Annotated in this window: 27 protein-coding genes and 4 pseudogenes; 20 read left to right on the top strand and 11 right to left on the bottom strand. The window is 68.9% G+C overall.

Annotation, left to right across the window (positions count from 1 at the left end; genetic code table 11):
- Positions 1–45 precede the first annotated feature (45 nt).
- A complete protein-coding gene (locus PV963_RS07380; protein WP_274814833.1) occupies positions 46–816 on the bottom strand; it encodes a phytanoyl-CoA dioxygenase family protein in 771 nt (256 codons plus the stop codon).
- Positions 817–1,401: 585 nt separating this feature from the next.
- Here PV963_RS07380 and PV963_RS07375 point away from each other — a divergent pair.
- Entirely contained in the window at positions 1,402–2,004 is a 603-nt protein-coding gene (locus PV963_RS07375; RefSeq protein ID WP_274814832.1) for a 3'-5' exonuclease, read from the top strand.
- Positions 2,005–2,142: 138 nt separating this feature from the next.
- Here the strand turns inward: PV963_RS07375 and PV963_RS07370 are convergent, their stop codons facing one another.
- Positions 2,143–2,526: a transposase gene (locus PV963_RS07370; protein ID WP_274814831.1), complete on the bottom strand. Its 384-nt coding sequence runs from the start codon at positions 2,524–2,526 to the stop codon at positions 2,143–2,145.
- 38 nt (positions 2,527–2,564) lie between these two features.
- On the opposite strand from PV963_RS07370, the pseudogene PV963_RS07365 reads away from it, so the two are divergent.
- A pseudogene (locus PV963_RS07365) lies at positions 2,565–3,002 on the top strand (site-specific integrase); the annotation flags it as partial.
- Between the two features lie 224 nt (positions 3,003–3,226).
- The gene (locus PV963_RS07360; protein WP_274814830.1) at positions 3,227–3,853 is read left to right on the top strand and encodes a DUF305 domain-containing protein; all 627 of its coding nucleotides are present in this window, start codon (positions 3,227–3,229) and stop codon (positions 3,851–3,853) included.
- A gap of 269 nt (positions 3,854–4,122) precedes the next feature.
- On the opposite strand, the gene PV963_RS07355 is transcribed toward PV963_RS07360, so the two are convergent.
- Together PV963_RS07355 and PV963_RS07350 are read right to left on the bottom strand one after the other, a co-directional pair.
- Entirely contained in the window at positions 4,123–5,094 is a 972-nt protein-coding gene (locus tag PV963_RS07355; protein WP_274814829.1) for a M56 family metallopeptidase, read from the bottom strand.
- Positions 5,095–5,099: 5 nt separating this feature from the next.
- On the bottom strand, positions 5,100–5,483 hold the full coding sequence (locus PV963_RS07350) for a BlaI/MecI/CopY family transcriptional regulator (protein ID WP_342456369.1): 384 nt from the start codon (positions 5,481–5,483) through the stop codon (positions 5,100–5,102).
- 197 nt (positions 5,484–5,680) lie between these two features.
- Between PV963_RS07350 and PV963_RS07345 the strand changes: the two genes are divergently transcribed.
- Together PV963_RS07345 and PV963_RS07340 are read left to right on the top strand one after the other, a co-directional pair.
- Positions 5,681–6,331: a phosphatase PAP2 family protein gene (locus PV963_RS07345; RefSeq protein ID WP_274814827.1), complete on the top strand. Its 651-nt coding sequence runs from the start codon at positions 5,681–5,683 to the stop codon at positions 6,329–6,331.
- Between the two features lie 21 nt (positions 6,332–6,352).
- Positions 6,353–6,976, top strand: coding sequence for a DedA family protein (locus PV963_RS07340; RefSeq protein WP_274814826.1), 624 nt, complete (start codon positions 6,353–6,355; stop codon positions 6,974–6,976).
- A gap of 828 nt (positions 6,977–7,804) precedes the next feature.
- On the opposite strand, the gene PV963_RS07335 is transcribed toward PV963_RS07340, so the two are convergent.
- A complete protein-coding gene (locus tag PV963_RS07335; RefSeq protein WP_274814825.1) occupies positions 7,805–8,008 on the bottom strand; it encodes a cold-shock protein in 204 nt (67 codons plus the stop codon).
- 698 nt (positions 8,009–8,706) lie between these two features.
- On the opposite strand from PV963_RS07335, the gene PV963_RS07330 reads away from it, so the two are divergent.
- Complete coding sequence (locus PV963_RS07330) at positions 8,707–8,916, top strand: hypothetical protein (RefSeq protein WP_274814824.1); 210 nt, start codon at positions 8,707–8,709, stop codon at positions 8,914–8,916.
- A 245-nt stretch (positions 8,917–9,161) separates the two neighbouring features.
- On the opposite strand, the pseudogene PV963_RS07325 reads toward PV963_RS07330, so the two are convergent.
- Positions 9,162–9,440, bottom strand: a pseudogene (locus PV963_RS07325) (IS110 family transposase); the annotation flags it as partial.
- A gap of 812 nt (positions 9,441–10,252) precedes the next feature.
- Here PV963_RS07325 and PV963_RS07320 point away from each other — a divergent pair.
- Both PV963_RS07320 and PV963_RS07315 read left to right on the top strand, forming a co-directional pair.
- The gene (locus PV963_RS07320) at positions 10,253–10,948 is read left to right on the top strand and encodes an ester cyclase (RefSeq protein ID WP_274821961.1); all 696 of its coding nucleotides are present in this window, start codon (positions 10,253–10,255) and stop codon (positions 10,946–10,948) included.
- 1,135 nt (positions 10,949–12,083) lie between these two features.
- Positions 12,084–12,215 (top strand): hypothetical protein, encoded by a 132-nt coding sequence (locus tag PV963_RS07315; protein WP_274814823.1) that lies wholly within the window; start codon positions 12,084–12,086, stop codon positions 12,213–12,215.
- Positions 12,216–12,978: 763 nt separating this feature from the next.
- On the opposite strand, the gene PV963_RS07310 is transcribed toward PV963_RS07315, so the two are convergent.
- The 4 genes from PV963_RS07310 to PV963_RS07295 form a co-directional block, all read right to left on the bottom strand.
- Complete coding sequence (locus PV963_RS07310; RefSeq protein WP_274814822.1) at positions 12,979–14,058, bottom strand: YihY/virulence factor BrkB family protein; 1,080 nt, start codon at positions 14,056–14,058, stop codon at positions 12,979–12,981.
- A gap of 271 nt (positions 14,059–14,329) precedes the next feature.
- Complete coding sequence (locus PV963_RS07305) at positions 14,330–15,043, bottom strand: DUF3618 domain-containing protein (RefSeq protein ID WP_274814821.1); 714 nt, start codon at positions 15,041–15,043, stop codon at positions 14,330–14,332.
- Positions 15,019–15,450 (bottom strand): phage holin family protein, encoded by a 432-nt coding sequence (locus PV963_RS07300; protein WP_274814820.1) that lies wholly within the window; start codon positions 15,448–15,450, stop codon positions 15,019–15,021. Before PV963_RS07300 ends, PV963_RS07305 begins: the two co-directional genes overlap by 25 nt.
- Position 15,451: 1 nt before the next feature.
- The gene (locus tag PV963_RS07295) at positions 15,452–16,066 is read right to left on the bottom strand and encodes a hypothetical protein (RefSeq protein ID WP_274814819.1); all 615 of its coding nucleotides are present in this window, start codon (positions 16,064–16,066) and stop codon (positions 15,452–15,454) included.
- 151 nt (positions 16,067–16,217) lie between these two features.
- Between PV963_RS07295 and PV963_RS07290 the strand changes: the two are divergent.
- The 8 genes and pseudogenes from PV963_RS07290 to PV963_RS07260 all read left to right on the top strand — a co-directional run.
- Positions 16,218–16,600: pseudogene (locus PV963_RS07290) on the top strand (YihY/virulence factor BrkB family protein); the annotation flags it as partial.
- Between the two features lie 240 nt (positions 16,601–16,840).
- Positions 16,841–17,260: an ANTAR domain-containing protein gene (locus tag PV963_RS07285; protein WP_342456433.1), complete on the top strand. Its 420-nt coding sequence runs from the start codon at positions 16,841–16,843 to the stop codon at positions 17,258–17,260.
- A 13-nt stretch (positions 17,261–17,273) separates the two neighbouring features.
- Complete coding sequence (locus PV963_RS07280) at positions 17,274–17,780, top strand: phosphatase PAP2 family protein (RefSeq protein ID WP_274814818.1); 507 nt, start codon at positions 17,274–17,276, stop codon at positions 17,778–17,780.
- A gap of 112 nt (positions 17,781–17,892) precedes the next feature.
- Positions 17,893–19,055, top strand: a protein-coding gene (locus tag PV963_RS07275; RefSeq protein WP_274814816.1) for an IS3 family transposase whose coding sequence is annotated in 2 segments (ribosomal slippage) — positions 17,893–18,177 and positions 18,180–19,055 — 1,161 coding nt in all. Because the reading frame shifts where the segments join, the coding sequence is not laid out codon by codon here.
- A gap of 100 nt (positions 19,056–19,155) precedes the next feature.
- Positions 19,156–19,248, top strand: a pseudogene (locus PV963_RS43950) (hypothetical protein); the annotation flags it as partial.
- Positions 19,249–19,795: 547 nt separating this feature from the next.
- Complete coding sequence (locus tag PV963_RS07270) at positions 19,796–20,161, top strand: tyrosine-type recombinase/integrase (protein WP_274814815.1); 366 nt, start codon at positions 19,796–19,798, stop codon at positions 20,159–20,161.
- 21 nt (positions 20,162–20,182) lie between these two features.
- The gene (locus PV963_RS07265; protein ID WP_274814813.1) at positions 20,183–20,938 is read left to right on the top strand and encodes a HipA family kinase; all 756 of its coding nucleotides are present in this window, start codon (positions 20,183–20,185) and stop codon (positions 20,936–20,938) included.
- Positions 20,935–21,348: a DUF3037 domain-containing protein gene (locus tag PV963_RS07260; protein WP_274814812.1), complete on the top strand. Its 414-nt coding sequence runs from the start codon at positions 20,935–20,937 to the stop codon at positions 21,346–21,348. Before PV963_RS07265 ends, PV963_RS07260 begins: the two co-directional genes overlap by 4 nt.
- A gap of 22 nt (positions 21,349–21,370) precedes the next feature.
- Here PV963_RS07260 and PV963_RS07255 read toward each other — a convergent pair whose 3' ends face one another.
- Complete coding sequence (locus tag PV963_RS07255; RefSeq protein ID WP_274814811.1) at positions 21,371–21,799, bottom strand: excalibur calcium-binding protein; 429 nt, start codon at positions 21,797–21,799, stop codon at positions 21,371–21,373.
- A gap of 230 nt (positions 21,800–22,029) precedes the next feature.
- Here PV963_RS07255 and fabG point away from each other — a divergent pair, with 230 nt between their 5' ends.
- From fabG to ung, 4 genes are all read left to right on the top strand, one after another.
- A complete protein-coding gene (fabG, locus tag PV963_RS07250; protein WP_020270157.1) occupies positions 22,030–22,791 on the top strand; it encodes a 3-oxoacyl-ACP reductase FabG in 762 nt (253 codons plus the stop codon).
- Between the two features lie 12 nt (positions 22,792–22,803).
- Positions 22,804–23,562 (top strand): SDR family oxidoreductase, encoded by a 759-nt coding sequence (locus PV963_RS07245; protein WP_274814810.1) that lies wholly within the window; start codon positions 22,804–22,806, stop codon positions 23,560–23,562.
- 198 nt (positions 23,563–23,760) lie between these two features.
- The gene (locus PV963_RS07240; RefSeq protein WP_274814809.1) at positions 23,761–25,347 is read left to right on the top strand and encodes an ABC transporter substrate-binding protein; all 1,587 of its coding nucleotides are present in this window, start codon (positions 23,761–23,763) and stop codon (positions 25,345–25,347) included.
- Positions 25,348–25,440: 93 nt separating this feature from the next.
- Positions 25,441–26,124: a uracil-DNA glycosylase gene (ung, locus tag PV963_RS07235; RefSeq protein ID WP_274814808.1), complete on the top strand. Its 684-nt coding sequence runs from the start codon at positions 25,441–25,443 to the stop codon at positions 26,122–26,124.
- The last annotated feature ends 56 nt before the right edge of the window (positions 26,125–26,180 follow it).

Genomic DNA, 26,180 nt, shown 5'->3' with positions numbered 1-26,180 from the left:
GTCCCGGCCGGAGCCGGTCAGGCTGCGGTTTACTCGTCGGCGAACTCAACCCTCCTCCCACACAATGACGTCCTGAGATGCGAGGAGAGCCGCATGGCCTCCGTCCACGGCCATCACCGCCTCCTCCTCGGAGAGGCCGAGCTGACGCCGCTGTCGCCTCATGTTCGCCTGCGAGAACTTCCTCGTGCGTTCACCGCCTCGGCCGAAGGTGACGAAGGCCGAGATCCGCTCGCGCAGCGCGTCGAGCTCGGGCGAGTCCGGGTAGGGAGCCATGGCCCCGGCATGCGTGATCCTCACGTCGAACACCACCAGGTCCCCGGCCTCCATCAGCACCTCGGTGGGCCGCACCGGCTGCAGGTGCGGACGCAGATGCGAGCCCGGGTCCACCCGCAGGCAGTTGAGGCTCGTCGACTCCTGGAGGTAGATACCTACCTTCACGACGTCAGGCGGCCCCTGGAAGAGCGCATCGGGGGATTCACCGAAGTATCCGCAGAGCGGATCTCCCAGGGCGTCGCTGCCGCTGTCCTTGTGCCAGCCCAGGGTAAATCCCTGATGGGCGTCGCTGTGACCGGTGAAGGTGATGTCCCGCGTGCCCAGAGCGGCCCGGGCGACTTCGACGACCTGAGGATGGGCGTAGAGCCAGGCGAGGCCGGGGACGAAGTGAGCAGCGGCCGGCTGCACCCTTGCCCCGTTGAGTAACACGCCTTTGCCTGCCTGGAAGTGCGCGGCGATCAGCGTCCGGGCGTTGTGGATCTCATCGGCGTCGAGCCGGTTCTTGGCGATGGCCCAGCCTTCCGTGGTGACGCGAGCGGCCATCTCCGTGGATTGACTAATAGTCGTGGTCACGACAACTCCGGTGATGTGAGGGGCAGATCTGATTCGTGCTGCTGGTGAGTGCTGACGTGCGTGAAGCAGCTTGAGCTCCGCCTGCCGGGCATTCTCAGAGGTGGCACCAGGACGACTTGATGAACCGGCACCGCTCAGTCGGACGTATGCGTGACAGGGCCAAGGTCCGCACAGGCATAAGCGATGGACGTCACGCCCACCCGGACCAATTGGAGTTCGGTGGCAGTCGGCCGAGAGTGTGGCACACGCCGTTCATTTCGGTTGGCTCTGACTGCCGACCGGAGCGGTGTCCTATGCATCGGTTGCCGATGCGTGTGATGCGCTGATCTGATCTACTGATCAACCTCTGTAAGGCAGGCTCGCTGATCACTCGGTCGAGGGTAGTTGGCGGCTTTCGCTGTACGGAACAATAAAGGTTGTACAGTTCGTTAACAAATGGCATGACTTCTGTAAGGGGCGAGGTAGGTGCCTTTGGCGGAAAATCGCCTCTTCCGAAGTAGCGGTGCATGGAGCGGGGGTAACCTGGCGGCGACTCACGCCAGAGGGAGACCAGTTGTGCCCACGTTCGTTGTGTTCGACCTTGAATTCACGTCATGGCCGGGAGCACTTGAGCAGGATTGGGGGGCACCGGGACAGCTTCGCGAGATCGTGCAGATCGGCGCGCTGCGCCTGCGTGAGGACTGTTCCGTCGTCGAGGAATACGAAGCACTGGTGCGCCCCGTGGCCAATCCGCGGCTGTCTGCGTACTTCACCGAGCTGACCGGCATCGACCAGGAGACGGTGGACCGGGAAGGGATTTCCGCGGCAGAAGCACTCGGCGACTTCCTGGGGTTCTGCCGAGGCCAGTCGGCGCTCTCCTACGGCAACGACATGGTTGTACTCGGCGAGAACGTGGGCTGGGCCCGAGCCCGTGGAGAAGAAATCAAGAACGGTTACCTCGCTGCCCGCTTCCTGAATATCCGCCCATGGCTGAATGCCATCGCGCCGGAGACAGAAACAGCCAACGTGGGCCGCTTGTGGCAGGTGCTCGGTCTCCCTAAACCCGCGGCAGGAAAAGAGCATTCAGCACTTTTCGACTGCTATTCCTTCGCTGCGGCCATAAAGCACCTGCGCAGCACCGGAGCCGCCTTGCCCGAGGGGTGCTTGCAAAGTCCTTGATCAGTACTCCAATTCAATCTGCCGTAGTGGCAGGGCCGGGAAGTCGCCTGGTGGTGCCTGCGCCAACACGACCACGTCAGGGCGTCGGCGCCGCGCTGGCACGAAGCCCCGGCTGTTGCTGACCTTGAATGGCGGGAGTTACGGCGGTTCGAGGACGAAGCCGGTCTCGGTGATGAAGCCGTCGAGGAGTCCGTGGTGGTACTGCATCCGCTTCAGTTTGGTCTTGACGATCGCGGCGAGCTGGTCGATGCCTCGTGGCGCGAGGTTGGCCAAGCCCCGGCGGAGGCTGGACCACACCCCCTCGGCCGGGGTCAGCTCGGGTGCGTAGGCAGGTAAGTGGAAGACCGTCAGCCAGGAGGTGCGGGTCTCGATCGCGTCCCGCATGACGCGGCTGAGGTGCTGCCGGTCGTTGTCCCACACCAGGACGATCTGCCCGCCGAGCTGGGCGTGGGCGGCGTCCAGCAGCCGGGCGTAAGTCCGGGCGGTGAAGCCCTTCGGCTCACCGCGGCGGCCGCGTCGCACCAGGGTGCGGTAGATCAGCCGGGTGCGGTGGCCGGGCTTGGATCCTGGGCGCCAACATCGAGGGCCTGGACCTGGCCGACCGCCGTTGCCCAGTGAAGGCGAAGGGTGCTCAGCCCAAGGCCCGCCGCCGGGGCCAGGCGCGCGAGGACTTCGTGCTGGAGACGGCGTACTGGGACGCTGGCACCGCCCGTCTGCTGCCTCGCCTGCTCAAGGGCCGCACCCGCGGTCCGGTGTTCGTCACTCATCGCCGTCCCGGCCCGGGCAAGGTCGTTGGCCCGCGCGACGTCTGCCCGGACACCGGGCTGGCCCGCCTATCGTACGGGCAGGCCCGCGTGCTGCTGGACGAGCACACCGCCATCGCCGGGCCCGGCACCGGCTGGGACCTCCACGAGTGGCGGCACTCTTACCTGACCCACCTCGGCGAGGCCGGAGCAAGCCTGCTGATGCTGATGACTGTGGACGATCACGTAATTCCCCGGGGCCGCGGTCACGTCATTCCCCAGACCGCCGGCGGCGGCCGTGAGTGGGCGAGCGCCGCCCGACCTGTTCGAGCTGCAATTCCTGCGGATATAGAGCGGCCCGCACAGCACCCCGCTGTCCCGAATGCACTTCGGTGACCGGTGCCGCGCCTTCGTACACCCTCATTCCCATCAGCTTGCGCGCGCCCCGAGCCGGGGCGGCGTGAAGGAGTTGCACCACCATGAACAGCAAGCGTTGCCTCGTCCGTCGTACCGCCGCTGTCGCTGCCGCCGGTGGGGCCGCGCTCGTCCTGGCCGCGTGCGGCGGAGGCGGCGACAGCTCGGCCGGGCACGACGGCCACAGCACGAAGTCCCCCTCCGCCTCCGCTTCGGCCTCGCAGGGGCAGCACAACGCGGCCGACGTCACCTTCGCCAAGGGGATGATTCCCCACCACCGCCAGGCGATCGAGATGGCCGACCTCGCGCCGTCCCGGGCTGAGTCGGCTGAGGTGAAGAAGCTCGCCGCGGACATCAAGAAGGCCCAGGGCCCGGAGACCAAGACGCTGTCTGGGTGGCTGACGTCCTGGGGCGAGGAGGTGCCCGCCGAGGGCGCCATGGACCACTCGATGCACGGCGGGGGCGGGATGATGACCGCCGAGGAGATGCAGCAGCTCAAGGACTCCTCGGGCAAGGCGTTCGACACCGCCTTCATGGAGATGATGATCAAGCATCACGAAGGTGCGGTCGAGATGGCGAAGACCGAGCAGGCCGACGGCGCCTACGCGCCGGCCAAGGAGATGGCCGGGCAGATCATCACGTCGCAGAGCGCGGAGATCGAGCAGATGAACAAACTGCTCGGCAAGAACTGACCCGCTCCAGCCGGAAGGGGCGGGGGCCCGAGCGCGCCCGCCCCGCCCTTGGCGTACCCAGCCGCCGTTCCTCTCCCTTACGACAGCTTGGACCTAGCGTGATCACCCCTGCCCGCATACCCCGGCGCGTCTGTGCCCTTGCAGGGGTGGACCTTTCCAACCGTGCCCTGCGCCCTTCAGCGCCTGCGGCTTCGGCTGGCTGTTCGCGCAGCGGTGGTCGGCGCCGATGTGGTGTCCTGGGCGAGGGGTTGGCCGGGTATTGGGGAGGGTCAGCCGGCCCCTGCGAGTTTGAGGAGCAGGTGCAGGTCGTGGGCGGCGGCGAAGGCGCACAGGGCGCTGGAGCCGACGACGGCGGCGGCTGCGACCAGTGGCAGCAGGGGAAGGCTCAGCGGGAGCGAGTACGCCCGGGGTTCGGCCAGGAGGGCGGCGACGCGGCGGGGGACTGGTCCTGCGGTGGCCAGGGGGCTGCGGCGGCGTCCGAGCAGGCCGAGTACGGCGCCGGGCAGGCCCTTGCGGGATGGGGTGTGCGCGGTGGCCAGGGCTGCCTTGCCGATCGCGCGGGCGACCTGGCGGCGGTTGCCGCACGTGGTGGCGGCGCGTTCGTCGGCCCAGCGCTCAATGGTGTAGGCGACAGCGGCGGCCACCGGCCGCAGCAGCGGGTTACACGTGGCGGCCAGCTGGGCGACCGCGACGAACGCGTAGTGGTGACAGGCCAGATGAGCCCTCTCGTGGGCGAGCATGGCCTCGCGGTCGGCGTCGTCCAGGGCGTCCAGCATGCCCGTGGAGACCACGATGCGGCCCGGTATGCCGGGCAGCGCGTACGCGTCCGGGGCCGGGTTGTCGATGACGACCAGCCGGTCAGGGCCGGGCAGACAGGCGGCCTCCAACGCCGCAGCGGCCAGCGCCCGCACCCGGCGCCCGAGCATCCGCACCCCCGCCACAACCGCGGCGGCCAGCACCAGGCCGGCCACAACCGCCTCCGCGGTAGAGACCGGGTCCCCGGCGCGCACAGTGCCCACCGACCAGCCCCCCACCAGTGCGGCCAGCGGCAGCCGCACCACCCCTGCCACCGCCAGGACTCCCAACGCGGCCCAGCTCAACGCGGCCAGGGCCAACGCGCTCGCGGTCAGCAGCCAAGTCGCAAGCCGCGGCTCCAGCCGCTCAGCCAGCGGCCGGGCCCCCACAGCGGCCGCCACGGGAAAGAGCAGCGGCAGGTAGACCGCCAGGTGCCATACCGTCACCACGCTCACCCCCGCTCGCCCAGATCGCCGAGAAGCTGCCGCAGCAACTCCTCGTCCCGGGACGGCAGATCTTCCACGAACCGGGCCAGCACCGCCTCACGGTCCGGATCGGACTCCAGCACCTGCCGCATCCGGCGGGCGGTCAGCCCCTGCGCATCGGCCACTGGCGCATACGCGTAGGCGCGGCCCTGCTTGCTCCGGGTCAGCAGTCCCTTGTCGAACATCCGGGACAGCACCGTCACCACGGTGCTGTACGACAGGCCGCCATCCAACTGCTCAAGCACCTCGCCCGGGGCCAGCGCCCGCCGCGAGGACTGCAGCAGGGCCAGGACCTCGGCCTCCAGCGCGCCGCCCGGCCTGCGCTCACCCGGAGCCTGTCCGGCGTCCACGAACCGCACCCCCATCCATCGTCTACAGTACTGTAGAACTTCTACGACGTAGTAGAAGTTGGTTCGCCGCCGAGTCTGCCATGCCCCACAGGTGTGGCGCACCACCGGCATCGCGGCACGGCCCCAACCCGCGCACGCGTTGGCGCTACCCGGTCGACTGCCGGCCCTGCTGCTCCTTCGATCTCGGGAGATACCGCATGATGATGCTCCATCCCGCCGTCCAGCTCGCCTTCGATGGCTCCGGCATCGACGGCTCGCTGTTCACCGCTGTCACCGACTTCGCCCGCGACACGAAGTGGCTGAACACTCCGCTCAGTCTGTGGACCAATGCCGGGCTTGGAGTGTTCGCGGTGCTGATGCTGGTCGGCTGGTGGAAAGCCCGCCGCCGCGACACCGCCACTATGACCCTCGCCCTGGCCGCCCCCGTCGCCGTCGTGGTCGCCTTCACCGTCGCCGAGGTCCTCAAGAAGATCGTCGCCGAGGTACGGCCGTGCTACTCGCTGCCGCACGACTACTTCGTCAGCGCCTGCCCCGCCCGAACCGACTACGCCTTCCCCAGCGGCCATACCACCGTGGCCGCGGCGACCGTCGCCGCACTGTGGTTGCTTCAGAGGCGCCTTGGGGTGATCGCTGCCGCCTTCGCCCTCCTGGAGGGCTTCACCCGCGTCTACCTCGGCGACCACTACCCCCACGACGTTCTTGGCGCCGCCCTGCTGGCCATGCCCGTCGCCTTCCTGGCCAGCCGCATCCTGGGCCGCGTCGCCGTCCCGCTCGTGGAGCGCCTGCGCACCGGGCTGCTGCAACCAGTGCTGACCGCCGCGCCTGTGGGCGCTCACGCCGCCCGCTGATCCGGCACAGGAGGCACCGCGATGGCACCGCCCCCGCTGCCGGGCGTACTGGCCGACCTCGCCCCCGTCCTCGACCGCTTCGGCTACCTGGCCGTTGCCGCCCTGGTGTTCGCCGAGGACTTCGGTCTGCCCGTTCCCGGCGAGACCTTGATGCTCGCCGCCGCCGTCTACGCCGGCGCGGGACGGCTCAACATCGTGGTGGTCGCCGCCATCGCCTTCCTCGCAGCAGTCCTCGGCGACAACGCCGGCTACACCATCGGCCGCCTCATCGGCCACCGGCTCATCACCCGCTGGGGCCGCTACGTGCTGCTCACCGAAGAACGCCTCGCCAAGGCCGAGGCGTTCTTCGCCCGCCACGGCGGCAAGATCGTCACCGTCGCCCGGTTCATCGAGGGCCTGCGCCAAGCCAACGGCATCATCGCCGGGCTGGCCGAGATGCCCTGGCGCCGCTTCCTCGCCTTCAACACCCTCGGCGCCGCCCTGTGGGTCGGCGCCTGGGTCAGCCTCGGCGACCTCGCCGGACAGCACCTGAACACCCTCTACCCCGCCATCCAGCGCTACGAGCTGTACCTGCTCGCCGCCGCACTCGTACTCGTTGGCGCATTCCTCGCCCGCCGCCTTCTCCGCAAGAAGGGCAGCCGTTGACGAATGGCCGCCCTTGCCGCCCGTCCATAGCCCGCAGAAACGGTACCGAAACGGTGACGACCCACCACGCCGTCGGCGTGGAACGAGATCGGTCCCTTCCATTGCTCGGATCGATCACCCCTTGATTCATCCCCACCGGCTGCACTCGGCCGTGCGATGGGCCGCAGTTCGGGTTTCCTGCGGGACTGCTTCATGGCCCTTTCCCGACGTTTCTTGTCGATGGCCGCCGCCGCGGAGTCCATTTGCGCGGCCAGCTCTGTCGTCGACCGGACGTGAACGCTCGTCGAGCGGCTGAGTGGGTTAAGGATTGTCGCGCAGTTCTCGCGCCGAACCAGCCGCACAGGGGGTCGGTTCTGACCAGCGGCGACAGACGCCATGTCGAACTTCCGACAATCCGCTCTCGTCAACCGGGCGTTTCCCGGATGCGCTCTTGCCGGGGGATGTTCGCATGGATTAGCCGGGCAGTCATGCCCCCGCCGATCAAAAGGAGGCGGGCATGGACTCAAACGAACATCACGACGGTGCCACACCGAACCCGGAACGGCCGGCGGACCAATCCCCGGCGCAACCACATGGTGACGAACCGCAGGACCGCGACAGCGCGGTCGCGGATCTGGCGGGCGAGTTCGGCGCGGAGTTGGTGCGGGCCATCCGCGCGGGCCTGGCGCAGGGGGCCAGCCCTACGTACGGGGGCTGGGGCCCGTCCAAGCTGAGCTGGTACGCCTTCGCGACCGAGTACGCGCGGGCGCACTGGCCCGGTCGGGCGGCGAAGGCGGCAAGGCCCGGCGTCCCGAAATCAGGGAGCCGGGCCTTGCAGCGGAAGCGCGATCAGGCGGGGCGGATGTTCTCAGCCTGCGGGCCCTTCTGGCCCTGCGTGACGTCGAACTCCACCTTCTGGCCCTCTTGCAGCTCCCGGTAACCCTGACCAGCGATGTTGGAGTAGTGGGCGAAGACGTCCGGGCCCCCGCCCTCCTGCTCGATGAAGCCGAAGCCCTTCTCGCTGTTGAACCACTTGACAGTGCCCCTGGCCATGACTGCCTCCTTCGGGGGAAACCGGGCTCGCGCCCTGCGTGCCCGGGAGGTGATCGCCCTGGTCCGGAGTGGCGCTGAACAGCAAGAACGCCCGTGATTGCGATCACGGGCGAACGGGACTTCGGAACCACGACTGCTGGATCACGACGCTACACCGGCGGAACGGCAGCAGCTACCGATAACGGGGCAGCACCGTCACTCGGCGTGTTCGGTGTACGCCAGGCCCTGCGGACGGCAGTGCAGGGCACTGACGCACAGCGCCCGCGCCGACGAGACCTCGGCACCCGCGACCCCATGGTCCGGCTTCCGTGCATCTGCACATTCCATGCGCAACCGCGGCACGGTGTGCGATAAATCTGCACAAGGGATCACCGCATGGTGTTCCGTTCGTGCGGAGTGTCCCGTTGGGGATCGTGGTGGCAACACCAGTCACGTACCGATGCCGTGCGGCATGTGAAGACGTCACCCTCAAGTCGTGTGCACGCCTGCACGGATGAGTGGCCTGTGCGTTGAACTGCCGTGATGGAAGCGATGGTTGATTGGATGCCCGGCGCGCTCCGTGTTTTGATCCATGCGCCGCGGGCGGTCGCACGAAGGTTTCCGGAAACGGGTGCCGCACGCCTGCGGTCGAGGCCCGCCATCTGTCCCCAGCGGGGCCACCCCCCTTGTGGATCATCCATACGAAGGGAAGTTTCATCATGAACTCCGCTCCACAGGTTGAGACCGTTGAGGTCTCCGACGCCGAGCTCGACAACGTCTCCGGCGGCCTCAGCCCGCACGCCAGCGTCGTCGCCGGCCCCACGGCGGTCAGCGACTCCTCCGTCCTGGGCCAGGTCGACGCCGCCAAGACCGAGGTCCTGGGCACCGTCGGCCAGTTCCACCACGTCGGCGCCAGCGTCTCCCTCTGACCTATGTCCTGAACGCCGTAGGGAGACCTTTTCCAAGACCGACGGTGTGGTTGGGGTTCGGCGGAGGAAGGCTGTACGGAACGACGAAGCTCCTGGCAGACGGGCTTTCGATCGAGGGTACCCGTGCTTGCCAGGAGCTTCGCCTGCGTGTCATGGCACGTCGGGGATGCCGCCGGTGAGCAGACACGGCGATCCCGTACGCCCGAGGATGACACTCTCTTGCGACATAGCACTGCAGGGCTTGTGACGACGTCGAGGGTGCCGGTCCCGGGGACGACGACGGTCTGTTCGTCGAGCGCGTCGAAGACCTCGTCGATCAGCCGCTTGGCCATGCGCGGGGGCCTTGGCCTCATCACCTCGACGAGTCTGCGGCGGCCGGCTTTGCGCAGGGTGGCCGGGAGCCGTAGCGTTCCAGCAGCCAGGCGGCGGTGGGGTGGTCCAGCCGCGGGTCGAGGACGCGCTCGAGGCTGGGGTGGAGCTGGGCTGAGCAGGCCGCGTATCCGGTTGCTGATGCGGGTGGCCTTGCCCCAGCGCCCGTCCCCGGCTGGCGCAAGCGGTCTGACCAGCGCGTTCAGAGCAATCCGGACGGACGCGTCCCCTCTCCCAGGAAGAGCACCTCACCCCACGCCTCATCCTCGGTAACGGGCCTGGCCACGCAGTGGATCCGGCGTTCCTGCCCGCCGGGAAGGAGACGAATCCACAAGCGAGCCTCAGGGGCAGCCACTCACAGCTATGCATCGGGTGCGACTCGATGATGCCGGTGGTCAGCCGGGTGAACTCATGGAGGTTCCTGCGGGAGATGGCCTGCTCGTAGGGTTTCAGCTCCAGTGGGTCGCCGACGAGGCGGTGGCCGTCGGGCAGCGACCGGGTCAGCGGCGACAGGGGCCCTGGGGCTGCGGTGTCTCGCAAGGTGCGCAGCCCCGCAAGGCTAGGGGGCGCCCTGCTGGCAAGATGATGGAGTGACCCTGTATCAGCTGGCAGTGGCAGAGCGGTGATTGTTGCCCTGCGACCTGCGGTACTCGGCCCGTCTTCCTGGCTCTTCCTGGCTCTGCGCGGGCGTCGGCTTTGCCGGGGGCCCAGACGCGGCAAGAGCCCGAATGGCCAATAACCCGCTGTGTGAGGCGCCTCTATGGCTGGCGGTCCATCGACAGTCGAGACGTCGAGCACGTTTTCGCGGTGGCTGGCCGCCCGAGATGGTCAGTGGTGGCCGGGTCGAAACGGCAACGACCCACGAGACACGTTCCAGAGCGACGAAAGAGGCAGGTGCGAGACGTCGGGTATAGCCTGAAATCTGCCTATTGATAGATATGTGTCGCTCATCGCACTGGAGGGGTTCATGACCTTCGTCCAGCTCATCGACTGCAAGACCAGCAATGTCGATCAACTCAACCGGCTGATGGGCAGCTGGGTCGAGGCGACCCAGGGCAAGCGGACCGCCACGCATTCGATCGTCGGGCGGGACCGCGCGGACTCCGCCCATGTCGTCGAGATCGTTGAGTTCCCGTCGTACGAGGATGCGATGAAGAACTCCGACCTTCCCGAGACCAACCGCATCTTCGAGGAACTTGTCGCCGCCTGTGAGGAGACGCCCACCTTCACGGACCTCGACGTCGTGCGGGACGAGCAGTTCAACAAGCTCGTCGTTCGCCGCTTCTTCGACGAGGTCATCAACGCCAAGAACCTCGACCTCGCCGACGAGCTGTGCACCGGCGATTACCGGGAGCACGATCCTGCCCTCTCCTCCTACGACGTGGACCTCGCTCAGGCCAAGCGGGAGAACGGCGAGGTTCTGGACGCCTTCAATCCCCGGCTCACCGTGGAGAGCATGATCGCCGAGGGCGATCTGGTGACCTGCCGGATCACTTTCGAGGGTCGGCACACCGGCGCCTACCAAGGGCTGGAGCCCACCAACCGGGACGTCGCCGGGACCGGGCACGCCACGTTCCGCTGCCAGGGCGGCAAGATCGCCGAGAGCTGGTGGAACTGGGACGACCTCGGGCTGCTGCGGCAACTGGGGGCCCTGGAAGCCTGACCCATCCCAGAACCGCCGTCGTGAGGACCAGCCGACGACCCTGCAACGCGGTCGCGTGGACGGGCCGAGGCCGGCGATCCGCCGCTCGGCGAGAGCCGGTGCAGCCCGCTGGGCCGCCGCGGCGGCGCCAGCGGAGGCGTGCGACGGTGTGTGCGATGCGGATCCGGTGCCTCACGGGTGTACAGCGGTGACGAGCCAGTAGCGGCCCATCAGTTGCATGCCACCCTCATCCACAGGGTGGTGGATAGCGGGGCCGATGCAGAAGTCCGCCACGGCACTGTCTCGATGGCGCCATGGAGACAGTGCTTCCCGCTTCGCTCACGGCGCGGGCCCACGGCATGGCCGTACGGCAAGGCCACGCCGTCCGCTGTAACAGTCGCGCGGGGTTGGTGTGAACAGTACGACGCGGCCGGATCGTTTCGGTCCCGTGGAAGCACAGGTTCCCCCCGTGCCCGTGCATCCGCGTCGGACGCGGGCAAAGCCCCCTTTTGCCCGCGTCCTCTTGGGCCCGCTGCCGTCGAAGCCTTACGCATGCCCGTGGCGCCCGATCGGTCAGCGCGGGCCAGCCCGCCCTCTGGCCCTGCTGGCACAGCCACCCCGGCTCCGTCAGGCCATGGCCCAGTGGCTGGGCGCTGTTCCACGGGGCGCAAGCTGGGCCGATGTGTGATGCCGTTCGGTAGGCCGTTCTTTTGACCCGGTGATCGCACGTTGTACGGGATGTCGTCTGTTCGGCGGTGGCGGTCGTCGCCGCTCTGGCGCAGGTGAAGGTGTTCAGTGTGGCGCGGGCGCCGGGTTGAGGTGAGCATGAGCGATCCGCAGAGACGGTCCTGGACTCCGGTGGCGGGGTCCGATGGTTGCCGGGAGCTGCGTGACCAGCTGGCCGAGGCAATTCGTTAGCGTTACCGCTCCCGACGTCCCTTGGGACTACCCCGAAGAGGGTTGCGGCGAGCGTACGCATCGCCCCTGCGATCCTCGATGACAAAGTGACCGGGTGGTTCCCCGGCAGGTTGCCGCGGTGCGACGGCGCTGCCAGATGCGAGGATCCGGACCGGATGCCAGCCTGGTCACAAGGAACAAAGGCTATGCAGGAGGTGCGGTCGTGGGCGCGGAAGGGATGAGGCAGCGGGCCAAGGACATGGCTGACAAGTTGCGGCAGAAGAGCCAGGGTGGTCAGAAGAGCAAGTCGCGACACAAGACCCAGGGCCGCAGCAAGCTCATTGAGGAGCAGATGAAGAAGCTCCAGGAACGTCGGCACCGGCATCGGTGACCGGTAGCCCGGCTGTGGGTGGCGGCCCGAACGCGTTGGGCACGCGCTCGCCCGGGCGTTCCCCTACGCAAGCTTGCGTCGTCGCCCTGCGCCGTCGGCGGTGCGCTCTGGCTCGTGGACGAAGAAGATGCCGTCGGTCGAGGGTTAAACCGCGCTTGGTCTCGGCGGCTTCGACGTGCACGTGCACGTCGTGACCTGTTCCGCTGCGAGTGCTGGCCTGCTGCCTGGCGTCCGCCACCTGCCCTGCTGCCTGGCGTCCGCCACCTGCGCCTCGACGCCCCGACGCGACGCCCTCGCCGCAGCCGCCACCGGCGCGCCGCCGTCCTCAACAACCGCGCCAGCCCCGCCTACCGTGGCCACGGACAGGCCGCCACTGGCCGTCCGCCCTGCTGGCGCGCCGCCAAGCGCACCAGCGCCGTACTCGCCGCCGGGGACGCCCCGCTGTGAGTGAAGCGCACCCGCCCGCCGTCTCCGCCCGGACCTTCTCCACCCCGGCCCGCCGGCCGCCGGGCCGACCACAGGGGATCGACGACCGCCAGAAAGTCGTCCGGCGGCAACGGTGTGGTCAGCCGCCCGGCTCCCCGCCAGACGGGCCGTGCCAGGCGCTGGAGCACACCGACCATCCGGCCTCCCCGGTCCTCGTCACTCTCTACGCTCAGGCAGCCGCGGGCCGGCGAGCCGGGTTGCTCCCTCCGACCCGTGCGGAGCAGCTGCGGTGGCGACACCGCGTAGCCCACCAGCGGGCCGTACCGGGGCGGTCGCATCATTCGAAACGGCGGTGGTCCTCCTCGTCCCACTTCCGGGTGTCGCGCGGCTCGAGGTACGGCTCCTTGCCGGCCGGATGACCGCCTGCGACGGCGCGCTGGCGGGCCATCTCCGCGTCGAACTCCAGGCCGAGCAGGATCGCCAGGTTCGTGATCCACAGCCACACCAGGAAGATGATCACGCCGGCGAGGGTGCCGTAGGTCTTGTTGTAGGAGGCGAAGTTCGCCACGTACAGCGCGAATGCGGCCGAGGCGATCATCCAGATGACCAGCGCCAGGAAACTGCCCGGCGTGACCCATTTGAGGCCGCGGCCCTTCACGTTGGGTGTCGCCCAGTACAGGATCGCGATCATGATCGTGACCAGGATGATCAGCACCGGCCACTTCGCGATCGACCACACGGTCAAGAACGTGTCCCCGATGCCCAGGGCAGTACCGACCTGCCGGGCCAGTCCGCCGGTGAGGACGACGATCAGCGCGCTGACCACAGCCATGATCATCAACACCACCGTCACGCCGACGCGGACCGGCAGCACCTTCCACACCGGGCGGCCCTCGGGGACGTCGTAGACCGCGTTGGCGCTCCTGATGAACGCGGCGACATAGCCGGACGCCGACCACACCGCGAGCGCCAGACCCACGATCGCCATGATCGACCCGAGCCCAGCGTTGCCCTGCAACTGCCGCACCGCGTTGGTGAGAACGTCCCTCGCCGCGCCCGGGGCAAGGTTTTGGATGTTGTCCAGGACCTGCTGTGTCGCGGACCGTCCGGCGATCCCGATCAGCGAGATCAGCGCCAGCAGAGCCGGGAACAGCGCCAGGATCCCGTAGTAGGTCAGCGCCGCGGCCCGGTCGGTCAGCTCGTCCTTCTTGAACTCCTTCAGGGTGCCTTTCAGTACCGCCCCCCAGGAGCGTTTGGGCAGGTCCGTCGGAGCGTCCGGCGCCTGCTGTTCCACCTCCGTATCCGGACCGAATCTCTCCGGCTTGTCGTCGCGGCCGTACGCCGCGGCCTGCCGCTGCTCGCGGGTTTCCTGACCTCGGTCATGGCGAGTGTGGTCACGCCTGTGTCGCAGTTTCATGACACAGCTCCTTACGGACGGAAGACGCGGGCCCGACACTCGCGCTCCGCCAGCCCCTTGGGCAGGTCGGTGGACGCTTTGGCCAGCAACCGCCTTGTTCCCCGGTTCCCAGGCGCTGCCCTCCCAGCCGGGCCACAACCTGGTCCGGGCACCCGGGCGGGGGCCGGTTACTCTCCCTGGCTGGGCATCCGGGGTGCGGGGAGGCCAACGTAGGCGGCGCCAACCCACTGTGCGCGACAGTCTCTGCCGGGTCGGCGACGCGTTGTAAGGGTCAAACAGGGCCGGGGCTCTGCCCGCGGGCTTCGTCGGCCACCTGCTGCCCGGACTCGCGGGCCTGCCCTGAGACCTGGCCTGCCTGGTCGCGGGCCTCCTCCTTGGTGGTCTTCGCGGCCTCCGCGGCGGTGTCCTTCACGTCCCGGGCTGCCTGCTGGGCGGCCTCGGTGGCGTCCTGCTTCAGCTGCTGCGCGGACTCGACGGCTGCCTCCTTGACCGGTTCGAGCGTTTCGCCGGCCTGCTCGGTGATCCGGGAGGCTGCCTGTTCCTCGGCCTCGGACGTCGGCAGGAGAGATGCGGTCAGCAGCCCAGCGCCGAAGGCGATCAGCCCGGCCGCCAGCGGGTTGCCCTGCGTCTGCCGCACCGCCTGCTCCGGCGCCCGGCTCACCGCCTCACGGGCCTGTCCGGCCGCCTCACCGACCTGACCGGCGGCCTGCCCGGCCGTCTGGCGCGCCGTGTCCGCGGCCCCGCCGGTGCCTTCCTTCATCGACCCCGTAGCCTGCACCGCGCGGTCTCGCGCCGTCCCCGCCGATTCGGAGACGGTGCCCATGACGCGGTCACGAAGTCCCGACACCGCGCCTCGCACCCGCCGGGTGCGGCGGCGCACCATCTGCCTGGGTCGGGCTCGGTCGGCCAGCCGGTTGACGTTCTCCGACAGGCGTTCCCGGGTGGTGTCGATCTCGGACCTTATTTGGTCGGGTGCCGTGCCCATTGTGCGTCCTCCTTCAGGGTTTGCACGGTCTGTTCCGGCTTGGGGGACACCTCCCGCATCCGGGAGCGGCCCATGACGTACAGCACGGCCGCGATCACCGCCCACACGGCGGCGACGATCAGTGCCGCCCAGCCGGCGTCCATCAAGTTGGCCAGGCCGAAAACGGCCGCGAGCGACAAGAAGAGCGCCACCATGTATCCGCCGAACCCGGCACCCCCGTACATCCCGGCGGCCTTGCCCGCTTTGGCGCCCTCCTCGCGGATCTCCGTCTTCGCCAGCTCCACCTCCTGGCGGAAGAGCGTCTGCAGATCCGACGTCACCGCCGACAGCAACTCGCCCGCCGAGCGGTCCGGACCCGCCTCTCCCCGTCCACCGGCTCCCGGCGACCGCGGATAGATCGACGACATCTCACACCCCCGGATGAGCCGGATAACCGGACAGCTCCGGCGGCGGCACCGGCGTGCCCGCAGGCAGCGTGCTGCTCTCCTCGCGCTCCAGCCCCTGCCGCCGAACGTCCTGAGATGAAGCCGACGGGGCCTGCGAGCCCTTGGTGCCGGCCTTGGCCAGGCGGCCCACCACCAGACCGGCCAGCACCGCCCCGCCCAGGAACGCTCCCGGCCGGCGGCGCGCGAAGTTCTGCAGGTCGCCTACCAGGCCCTCCACGCCGTTCTTGTCCAGGTAGTCCGCGGCGCGGTGGCCCTGATCGGCTGCCTGGGACGCCAGGCTCCTGGCGGGCGAATCACCCGAGGCGCTCTCCGCCATACCCGCGAGATCATCCGCCCACTGCCGCACCGTCCCGGCCAGCCGTTCCACCTGTCCCTGGCCCTCCCCCAGCACCCGCTCCCTGAGGTCGCGTATCGCACCGCCTGCCTGCGCGCGTGCTTCGCCCGCGACGGCCTTTGCCTGCTCGGCAGCAGTCCCGGCGACCTCGCCGGCCGCCTGCCCGGTCTGCGCCGCCACAGCCGACGTCTGCTCCTTCGCCCTCTGCCCCGTCTGCTGAACGCGACCGGCATCTTCACTCATGAGCCATTCCTCCTTCGGTGCTCCGAGGTGGCCGACGGAGTCGGCGCCTCCGGATCCGCATCCATGAGCGGGTACCCCACATATCAACACAGAACAGTCAAATGGGGCGCGATCCGCTATGACTTCGGAAGGCCGGCGTGTGATCGAGCGCGAGTGGCCGGTGCTCGTCGTTCTGTCACGATTGCGATCTTGTACTGGGCGACGCCGAACGCGAAGGTCCGCGACTTCCGCTGGATCACGCCGGGTAGCTTCCTGGCACTGCTGATCTGGATGATCACCTCCGCCGGGTTCGCGTCGTAGGTGGCCAGCTTCGCCTCCTACAACAAGACCTACGGCACGCTCGCCGGCGTGATCATTATCCTGGTGTGGCTGTGGGTCACGAACCTGGCAATCCTTCTGGGCCTGGAGTTCGACGCGGAGATAAACCGTCAGCGTGCTGTCGCGGGCGGTCACCCGGCCGAGGAGGAGCCGTACCTGGAGCCGCGCGACACCCGGAAGTGGGACGAGGACGATCGCCGCCGCTCCAAATCGTGAGCGATGTGGCCACCCCCGTCCCGCGGTCCGCTGGTGGGCTGCCCTTAAGAAGGCGGTGCCGCCGTGCCGCCCGAACTCCTCTCCGCCCGCTGCCCGACCTGAGGCGGCAGGTCGGTGGGCACCAGACGCGTAGCGCATGTCCAGTGGACATGAACGCGGACACGCTCGGGCTCTGTCGCGGTTCCGGCCGTTCACCGACGGCGGTTGGATGGCGCGCTGTCGCCCGGGCAGGCGTGGGACATGACTTCTGCTGATCGGCACCCACGGACCGGGTCCCTTCCAGCGGGTCACGCCTCCGCAGCGGATGCCGCGGAGGAACTGCTGGCCCTGAGGGAGGAAAACCGTCGACTCAAAGAGGGCATGCTGGCCCACGCTCGCATCGACCAGGCCACGGGTGTGCTGGTCGCCTTGGGAGGCATCACTCCCGATGAGGCGTGGGACCTGCTGCGTGAGGTGTCGATGAACACCAACACGAAACTGCGGATGGTGGCCGAGAGCCTCGTCGGCCGGCCCGCTGGCGAGACCTGCCAGACGACGTGCGCAAGGCTCTCGATGCTGCCGTCGCGGCCCAATGCCAGCACCCGTCACCATAAGGCAGCGTCTGGGTGCTGCTCTGGCCGGGAAGTCGCAGGTCATGAGTGTGCTGGCGGATCTTCGTGAGGGTGATCACTGGTTGACGCGATGGGTTGCGTCGTGGCGGACGGGCTGTGTACGGCGGGTCCTGCTGGCGGTGGAGGAGGCTGCCGAGCACACCAAGCTGTGGTGGGGCGCGGCCGTGGCCCTGTCCGCCGTCGGGTGGCGGGGGCGCAGGGCCGCGACCGTCGGCCTGGCGAGCATGGCCGTGGCGGAACTGGCCTCGAACTGCGTCCTCAAGCGCGTGTGGCACAGGCGTCGGCTGCCCAAGGAGTGGATCTCGCACGAGGAGGTCCATGACCGCCCCGGCTCTTCGTCCTTTCCCTCCGGGAACACCGCCGCGGGGGTGGCGTTCAGTGCCGCGGTGGCAGCGGTGTGGCCGTGGGCGGGCGCGGTGTGTGCGGTGCCGGCCGCCGCGGTGGCCGCCGAACGCGTGCACACGGGTGCCCATTACCCCTCCGACGTCGCCGTCGGTGCCGCGATCGGTCTGGCCGCAGCAGCCTTGGTCCGTCGTGCTCCCCGCCTGGCAAGTCGACTGCTGCGCTGACAAGCACAAGCCACTCGATTGCCGGAGATCCGCTGGATGACATGGGTCTGATGCACGATCGGGTGACATCTGAACTGGCTTGCCCTGTGGGGCGGGTGGGAAGGATGTCGCTGTGCCCAAGCCTTATCCGGAAGAGTTCCGCCAGGACGTCGTGCGGGTCGCAAGGAACCGCGGACCGGGTGTGACGGTCGAGCAGGTGGCCACCGACTTCGGAGTCCATCCGATGACGTTGTGGAAGTGGATGCGCCGCGCGGACATCGACGATGGGAGCAAGCCCGGAACGACCAGCCAGGAGAGCGCCGAGCTTCGGGAAGCGCGTCGGCGGATCAAGCTGCTGGAGCAGGAGAACGAGGTCCTGCGCCGGGCCGCGGCATACCTGTCGCAGGCACATCTTCCGGGAAAAGGATCTACCCGCTCGTGAAGGAGCTGGCCGGGGACGGGGTGCCCGTCACGGTTGCGTGCCGGGTGCTGAAGCTCGCCAGACAGCCCTACTACCGCTGGCTGGACCAGCCGGTGACCGATGCCGTGCTGGAGGAGGCGTATCGCGCGAACGCGCTGTTCGACGCACACCGTGACGACCCGGAGTTCGGCTACCGCTTCCTCGCCGACGAAGCGCGCGGCGCGGGGGCCGTGATGGCGGACCGGACCGCATGGCGGATCTGCCGGGACAACCGCTGGTGGAGCGTGTTCGGCAAGAAGCGCGGCAAGGGCAAGAAGACCGGCCCGCCAGTGCACGACGACCTGGTCCGCCGTGACTTCACCGCGACCTGTGCGAACCGGCTGTGGCTTGCCGACATCACCGAGCACGCCACCGGCGAAGGCAAGCTCTACCTCTGCGCGATCAAGGACGCCTTCAGCAACAGGATCGTGGGCTACTCCATCGATGCGCGGATGAAGTCCCGCCTGGCCGTGGCCGCCCTGGACAATGCCGTGGCCCGGCGTGGAGACGTCGACGGGTGCATTCTGCACAGCGATCGCGGATCGCAGTTCCGCTCCCGGAAGTTCGTCCGGGCGCTCGACCGTCACCGGATGGCCGGATCGATAGGGAGGGTTGGAGCTGCCGGTGACAACGCGGCGATGGAGTCCTTCTTCAGCCTGCTGCGGAAAAACGTCCTCGACCGCCGGGTCTGGGCTACCCGTGAAGAACTGCGGATCGCGATCGTCACCTGGTTCGAGCGGACCTACCACCGACGCCGCCGACAAACGTCGCTCGGCCGGCTGACCCCCATCGAATTCGAGACCGTCATGACCACGCCGGCCCTCCAGGCCGCGTGACTGCACCTGTCACCCGAACCTGCATCAGACCCCCGACGAGGAGCGGGGCGAGTTCGTGAACCCGCGTGATGGATCCATCACGTTGGCCGAATACATCGCGATGCACTGGGCGCCGGGCCGAGGCGGTGTTCCGAAGACTCAGGACAACCAGGAGCGCAGAGTACGCCTTCACATCGTTCCGCATCTCGGCGAACTCCCGCTCAGGAACATCACGGCAGCGGATCTGCGCACGTACATAGCGAAGTTGGAGGCCACTGTCTCCTCGGTCGACTATCGGCGCGGCATCCTGTCCGAGCTGTCCTCCATTCTGGAGGCGGCCGTCGATGACAAGCGGCTTGCCAGGAACCCCATGCACGCAAAGTCCGTGCGGTGGCCCAAAGCGCCACAAGAGCGACGCGGGGCTTGGCCGTTGGAGAGGGCGCTGCGAGTCCGCGACGTGATCAGCCCGCGAAACCGGATAGCCGTCGTAGTCGGTCTGGGGTGCGGACTCCGCCAGGGCGAGGTGTTCGGGCTGACCCCGGAGGACATCGACTACGTGCGGGGCGTCCTCCACGTCCGCCGCCAAATCCAGGCGATCAGAGGAAGGCTGTACTTCACCCTGCCGAAGGGAGCTAAGACCCGTACGGTCGACATGCCCTCCTCGGTGGCCGAGGAGTTGAAGCGCCATGTCGAGGCGTTCCCTCCAAGTGGAGGTGGAGCTTCCGTGGGGGAAGCCGGAGGGGCAGGGGAGGAAGTTCTCCGTGCTGCTCACCACACGGCTCGGCAACGCTGTCGCGGTGAACACGTGGAACACCTATACGTGGAAGCCCGCGTTGGCCGAGGCCGGCATCATCCCGCCGCGCGCCAAGGGAGCGGAACCGTGGCAGTGGGCGGCGGCCCCGAAGGACGGCTTCCACGTGCTGCGACACACCTATGCCTCGATCATGCTGGAGGCCGGAGAGTCCGTCGTGACCTTGGCGCGGTGGCTCGGGCACTCCTCGCCCGCGATCACCCTCGGTTACTATGCTCGCTTCATGCCGGAGGCCGGAAGTAAGGGGCGAACCGCCATCGACGGACTGCTCGGGAAGCAGGGAGAACCGCATGGCGGTCGTGGATTGCAAGGTTGAAGAGATGGATGGCCTGGGAAAGTGTTGAAAGAGGTCACCGCGACCCGCTACATCACGCCGCTGCGTGAGGGTGGTTCGCTGCCGGGACTCGTCGAGGCCGACGACTTCGGGGCGTACGTCCTGAAGTTCACCGGCGCGGGACAGGGGCGCAAGACGCTCGTCGCCGAGGTGGTCTGCGGGGAACTCGCCCGCCGGCTGGGATTGCGCGTGCCGCGGCTGGTCACCGTCGACCTCGACGCGGAGCTGGGTCTCGGTGAACCCGAAGAGCAGGTGCAGAGCCTGCTCCGGTCCAGCGGCGGCACCAACCTCGGCATGGAGTTCCTCTCCGGCGCGCTCGGCTTCGACCCGCTCGCCTTCCCGGTGAGTGCCGAAGAGGCGGGGCGGATCGTCTGGTTCGACGCGCTGGTCAACAACGTCGACCGGTCCTGGCGCAACCCCAACCTGCTGATGTGGCGGGGCGAGCTGTGGCTCGTCGACCACGGGGCGACCATGATCTGGCACCACAACTGGCCCGGAGCAGAGGCCTCCGCGGCCCGCCCGTACGACGCCTCCGACCATGCCCTCGCCCCCTTCGCGCCCGATGTCGCCGCCGCGGCGGCCGAGTTGGCTCCCCAGGTCACCGAGGAACTGCTCGCCGACGTCACCGGGCAGGTCCCGGACGCCTGGCTGACGGGCGAGCCCGGCTTCGACGCGCCGGACGACCTGCGGCAGGCCTACGCGCGGCCGCTGCTCGCCCGGGCCGCCGTCATCCACGACCGCATCCAGGGGATCAAGTGAGCGACCGGCACATCATCAAGGGCGGGGCGCGCGACCGCCAGATCTACGAGTACGCCGTCCTGCGTGTCGTCCCACGCGTCGAGCGCGGCGAGTGCATCAACGCCGGGGTGCTCGTCTACTGCCGCGCCGAGTCCTACGTCGGCGCCCGTACTCACCTCGACGAGGCCCGCCTGCTGGCCCTCGACCCCCGGGCCGACGTGGCCGGCGTTCGCGCCGCGCTGCGCGCCGTGGAGGGCATGTGCGCGGGCGGCCCAGCGGCCGGCCAGGCAGCGGACGACACCCCCGGCCGCCGCTTCCGCTGGCTCGTCGCCCCGCGCTCCACGATCGTCCAGCCCGGCCCCGTCCACACCGGCCTGACCACGGACCCGGTGGCGGAGACGGAGCGGCTGCTGGACCTGTTGGTGAAGTGATGCCCACCGCCGCGCCCGGGCGTCAGCTCCGTCGGCGTCTCACCACGTAGGCGGCAGCGAGCGTGGCTCCGCCGGTGAAGGCCAGACCGAGACCGACATCCCATTCGCTCGGCCCTGAAGCCACCGCACCCCCGATCCCGCCTCGCACGCCTCGGGGCGGGGCGGTGGTGGGGGTGGGGGTGACCGGAGAAGGTGTGCTCGTCGGGACGGCGGGGGAGATGACACCAGTGCCGAGGCGGGGCAGTGCCTCGCACGCGATGCCGTCGTCCGGGCCCTGGTCCTCGTCGAGCCTGTTGGGATCGCTCGGATCCGCGTCGAACACGGCCTGGGCGTCCTCCTGGAAGGCGAAGTCGCGGCAGTCCCGGTCGGTCTGGGCATGAGCGGGACCGGCCAACGGCACGATCGCGGCGATCGTGAACAGGGTGCCTATGACACGGGTGCGACGGCGCATGGGAGCGCCTCCTTTCCGCCACGGGTGGCTCGCCCTCCGACGCTAGGGGCGCAGGGCCGCAGCGGCGCGGAGCCATAGGCCGATCGGGTGCCCGCGGGAGGCGGGCGGGGCATGGTGGGCGCGGGTAATGGATCACATGCCGAGCGCGGCCGTTGACACCGCGTGCCAGGGCTTCTAGCGTCACCTCCACTGAAGGTACTAAGCGGTCGCTCATCTGAGGAGAAGCAGCCATGTCCACCACTGAGCAGCGGGTCGCCGTCGTCACCGGTGCCGCGCGCGGGATCGGCGCCGCCACCGCCGTACGGCTGGCCGCCGAGGGCCGCGCGGTCGCCGTGCTCGACCTCGACGAGGCGGCCTGCAAGGACACCGTCGAGAAGATCACCGCCGCCGGCGGCAAGGCCATCGCGGTCGGCTGTGACGTCTCGGACGAGGCGCAGGTCGAGGCGGCCGTCGCGCGGATCGCCGAGGAGCTCGGCGCGCCGACGATCCTGGTCAACAACGCGGGCGTGCTGCGCGACAACCTGCTGTTCAAGATGAGCGTCTCCGACTGGGACACCGTCATGAACGTGCACCTGCGCGGCGCCTTCCTGATGTCCAAGGCCTGCCAGAAGCACATGGTGGACGCGGGCTTCGGCCGGATCGTCAACCTGTCGTCGTCCTCGGCGCTGGGCAACCGCGGCCAGGTCAACTACTCGGCCGCCAAGGCCGGCCTCCAGGGCTTCACCAAGACCCTCGCCAAGGAGCTCGGCAAGTTCGGCGTCACCGCCAACTCCGTCGCCCCCGGCTTCATCGCCACCGAGATGACCAAGGCCACCGCCGACCGCGTCGGCATGGGCTTCGAGGACTTCAAGGCCGCCGCCGCCACCCAGATCCCGGTGGCGCGCGTCGGTGAGCCGGAGGACATCGCCAACGCCATCGCCTTCTTCACGGGCGAGGCGGCCGGGTTTGTCTCCGGCCAGGTGCTGTACGTGGCCGGCGGACCGCTCGACTAGAGGACGGCAGACATGACTTCCGTGGAACTCTCCGGCAAGACCGCCCTCGTCACGGGCGCCAGCCGTGGCATCGGCTACGGCGTCGCCGAGGCGCTCGTCGCACGCGGCGACCGCGTGTGCATCACCGGCCGCAACGAGGACGCCCTCAAGGAGGCCGTCGAGCAGCTCGGCGCCGACCGCGTGATCTACGTGGCGGGCAAGGCGCACGACGAGGCCCACCAGGCCGTCGCCGTCGAGCGCACGATGGAGGCCTTCGGCCGCGTCGACTTCCTGGTCAACAACGCCGGCACGAACCCGGTGTTCGGGCCGATCGCCGACCTCGACCTGGACGTCGCCCGCAAGGTCTTCGAGATCAACGTGATCTCGGCGCTCGGCTTCGCCCAGAAGACCTGGCACGCCTGGCAGAAGGACAACGGCGGCGCGATCGTCAACATCGCCTCCGTCGCCGGCCTCTCGCCCTCGCCGTTCATCGGCGCGTACGGCGTCAGCAAGGCGGCGATGATCAACCTGACCGTGCAGCTCGCGCACGAGTACGCGCCCAAGGTGCGGGTCAACGCGATCGCCCCGGCCGTCGTGAAGACGAAGTTCGCCCAGGCCCTGTACGAGGGCCGCGAGGAGGAGGCGGCCGCGGCCTACCCGCTCGGCCGGCTCGGTGTGCCCTCCGACATCGGCGGCGCGGCCGCGTTCCTCACCTCCGGGCAGTCCGACTGGGTCACCGGCCAGACGCTCGTCGTGGACGGCGGTATCTTCCTCAACGCCGGCACGGGCTGACCCCGGCGCGTACGCGGCCCGGCGCGGGCGCCCCTTCGCACAGGCGGCGCCCGCGCCCGGGTAAAGCCGCCGCAAAGGGCGATGACAACGTCGTCAAAGGTTTATCGATCAAGGAGTCATGTCCCTGGGCGGGTCAGGGGGCACGGCACTGCGGTATGGTCTGCCGACCCTTGGTATGGCAGATCGAGGAGCGTGCGCGTGTTCAACCGGAACCGATGCCTGCGGCGGGTGGCGGCCATCGCGTCCATATCGTCCCTGGTCGCCGGATGCGGCGTGCTGTCGTCCGACACCCCGGAGGACGAAGGGCCGATCGTCGTGGGCACCACCAGTGCCCCCAGCACGCTCGACCCTGCCGCCTCCTGGGACAGCTCCTGGGAGCTGTTCCGCAACGTCTACCAGACGCTGCTGAGCTATCCGACGGGCGCGAGCGAGCCCCAGCCGGACGCCGCCGAGAGTTGCGGCTTCAGCGACTCCTCGAACCAGGTGTACCGCTGCGAGCTGCGCGAGGGCCTGAAGTTCTCCAACGGCGACACGCTCGACGCCCGGGCCGTGAAGCACTCGTTCGACCGGATCCGCAAGATCAACGTCAACGGCGGCCCCGCCGGTCTCCTCGGCAGCCTCGAACGGGTCCAGGCGCCGAACGAGCGCGAGGTGATCTTCCACCTCAACAAGCCCGACGCGACCTTCCCCTTCGTGCTCGCCACCCCCGCCATGTCGATCGTCTCCCCGGACGCCTATCCGGAGAGCTCCCTGCGTAAGGACGGCGACGTCGTCGGCTCCGGGCCGTACACCCTCGACTCGTACGACGACGGCAAGGAGGCCGTCCTCGTCCGCAACGACGGCTACAAGGGCTACGCGGAGCGCCGGAACGACGCGGTGACCATCCGCTACTTCCAGGACTCCGGCGCCATGGTCAAGGCCCTGCGGGACGAGCAGATCGACGTGACCTACCGCGGTCTGGCCGCCGGCGACGTCGTCGACCTCCAGAGCAAGACCTCCAAGGAGGAGGAGATCCAGCTCGTCGAGGGCACCGGAACCGACATCAACTACCTGGTGTTCAACCCGAAGGACTCCTGGGCGAAGAAGAAGGCCGTGCGCCAGGCCATCGCGCAGGTCGTCGACCGGGCGGCCATCGCCCACAAGGTCTACAAGGACACCGTCGACCCGCTGTACTCCATGGTCCCCAAGGGCCTCACCGGTCACACGACGGGCTTCTTCGACGACTACGGCGACCCGGACGTCGGCAAGGCCCGCAAGATCCTCACCGACGCGGGCATCAACCAGCGGGTCCCGCTCACCTTCTGGTACACGAGCGACCGCTACGGCTCCGAGACGGCCGCGGAGTTCAAGGAGCTGGAGCGCCAGCTCGAGGACTCCGGCCTGTTCCAGATCACCCTCAAGAGCCGCCCCTGGAAGACCTACGTCGAGGGCTACCAGAAGGGCGAGTACCCGGTGTTCGGACGTGGCTGGTTCCCCGACTTCCCGGACGCCGAGAACTTCATCGCGCCGTTCGTCGGCGAGCAGAACGCCCTCGGCACGCCCTACCCGGCGCCCGAGATCACCGGCGATCTGCTGCCCCGCTCGCGCCGCGAGAGCGACCGCGCGAACGTGGAGAAGGAGTTCGAGGAGGCCCAGCGGATCCTCGTGGACGACGCACGGCTGCTGCCGCTGTGGCAGGGCAGGCAGTACGTGGCGGCGAGCCGGGACGTCTCGGGCGCGGAGCGGGCCATGGACCCGTCGACGATCATGATGATGTGGGAGCTGCACCGCAAGACCGCCTGGTAGACGGGGCGGGCACCGGGCTTTCCCGGCACGTTGTCAGTGGTCGCCTGTAGGTTCTGTGGCCTGGAAGTGACCGCACATCGTGAGGACGTTGACGTGACCGACATCGCCATGCTGCCCGAGTCCTGGCGCGGGGTTCTGGGTGACGAGCTTCAGCAGCCCTACTTCAAGGAGCTGACGGAGTTCGTCGAGGAGGAGCGGGCGAAGGGTCCGGTCTACCCGCCGCGCGAGGAGGTCTTCGCCGCGCTGGACGCCACGCCGTACGAGGGAGTGAAGGTCCTCATCCTCGGCCAGGACCCGTACCACGGCGAGGGGCAGGGGCACGGGCTGTGCTTCTCGGTCCGGCCCGGTGTGCGGATCCCGCCGTCCCTGCGGAACATCTACAAGGAGATGCACGAGGAGCTGGGCACTCCGATCCCGGACAACGGCTATCTGATGCCGTGGGCCGAGCAGGGTGTCCTGCTGCTCAACGCGGTACTCACGGTCCGCGGCGGCGAGGCCAACTCGCACAAGGGCCGGGGCTGGGAGAGGTTCACCGACGCGGTCATCCGCGCGGTGGCCGGCCGGCCCGACCCGGCGGTGTTCGTCCTGTGGGGGAACTACGCGCAGAAGAAGCTCCCGCTGATCGACGAGTCGCGGCATGTGGTGGTCAAGGGCGCGCACCCGTCGCCGCTGTCGGCGAAGAAGTTCTTCGGCTCGCGTCCGTTCACGCAGATCAACGCGGCGGTGGCGGCGCAGGGGCACGAGCCGATCGACTGGACGATCCCGGACCTGGGCTGACCGCGGCCGACGCTCCGGCGACGTACGGAGCGGCCTCAGCCGGATCCCCCCGGCCT

Source organism: Streptomyces coeruleorubidus (assembly GCF_028885415.1).
Classification (GTDB): Bacteria; Actinomycetota; Actinomycetes; order Streptomycetales; family Streptomycetaceae; genus Streptomyces; species Streptomyces coeruleorubidus_A.
This window is presented reverse-complemented; position numbering and strand designations above follow the sequence as displayed.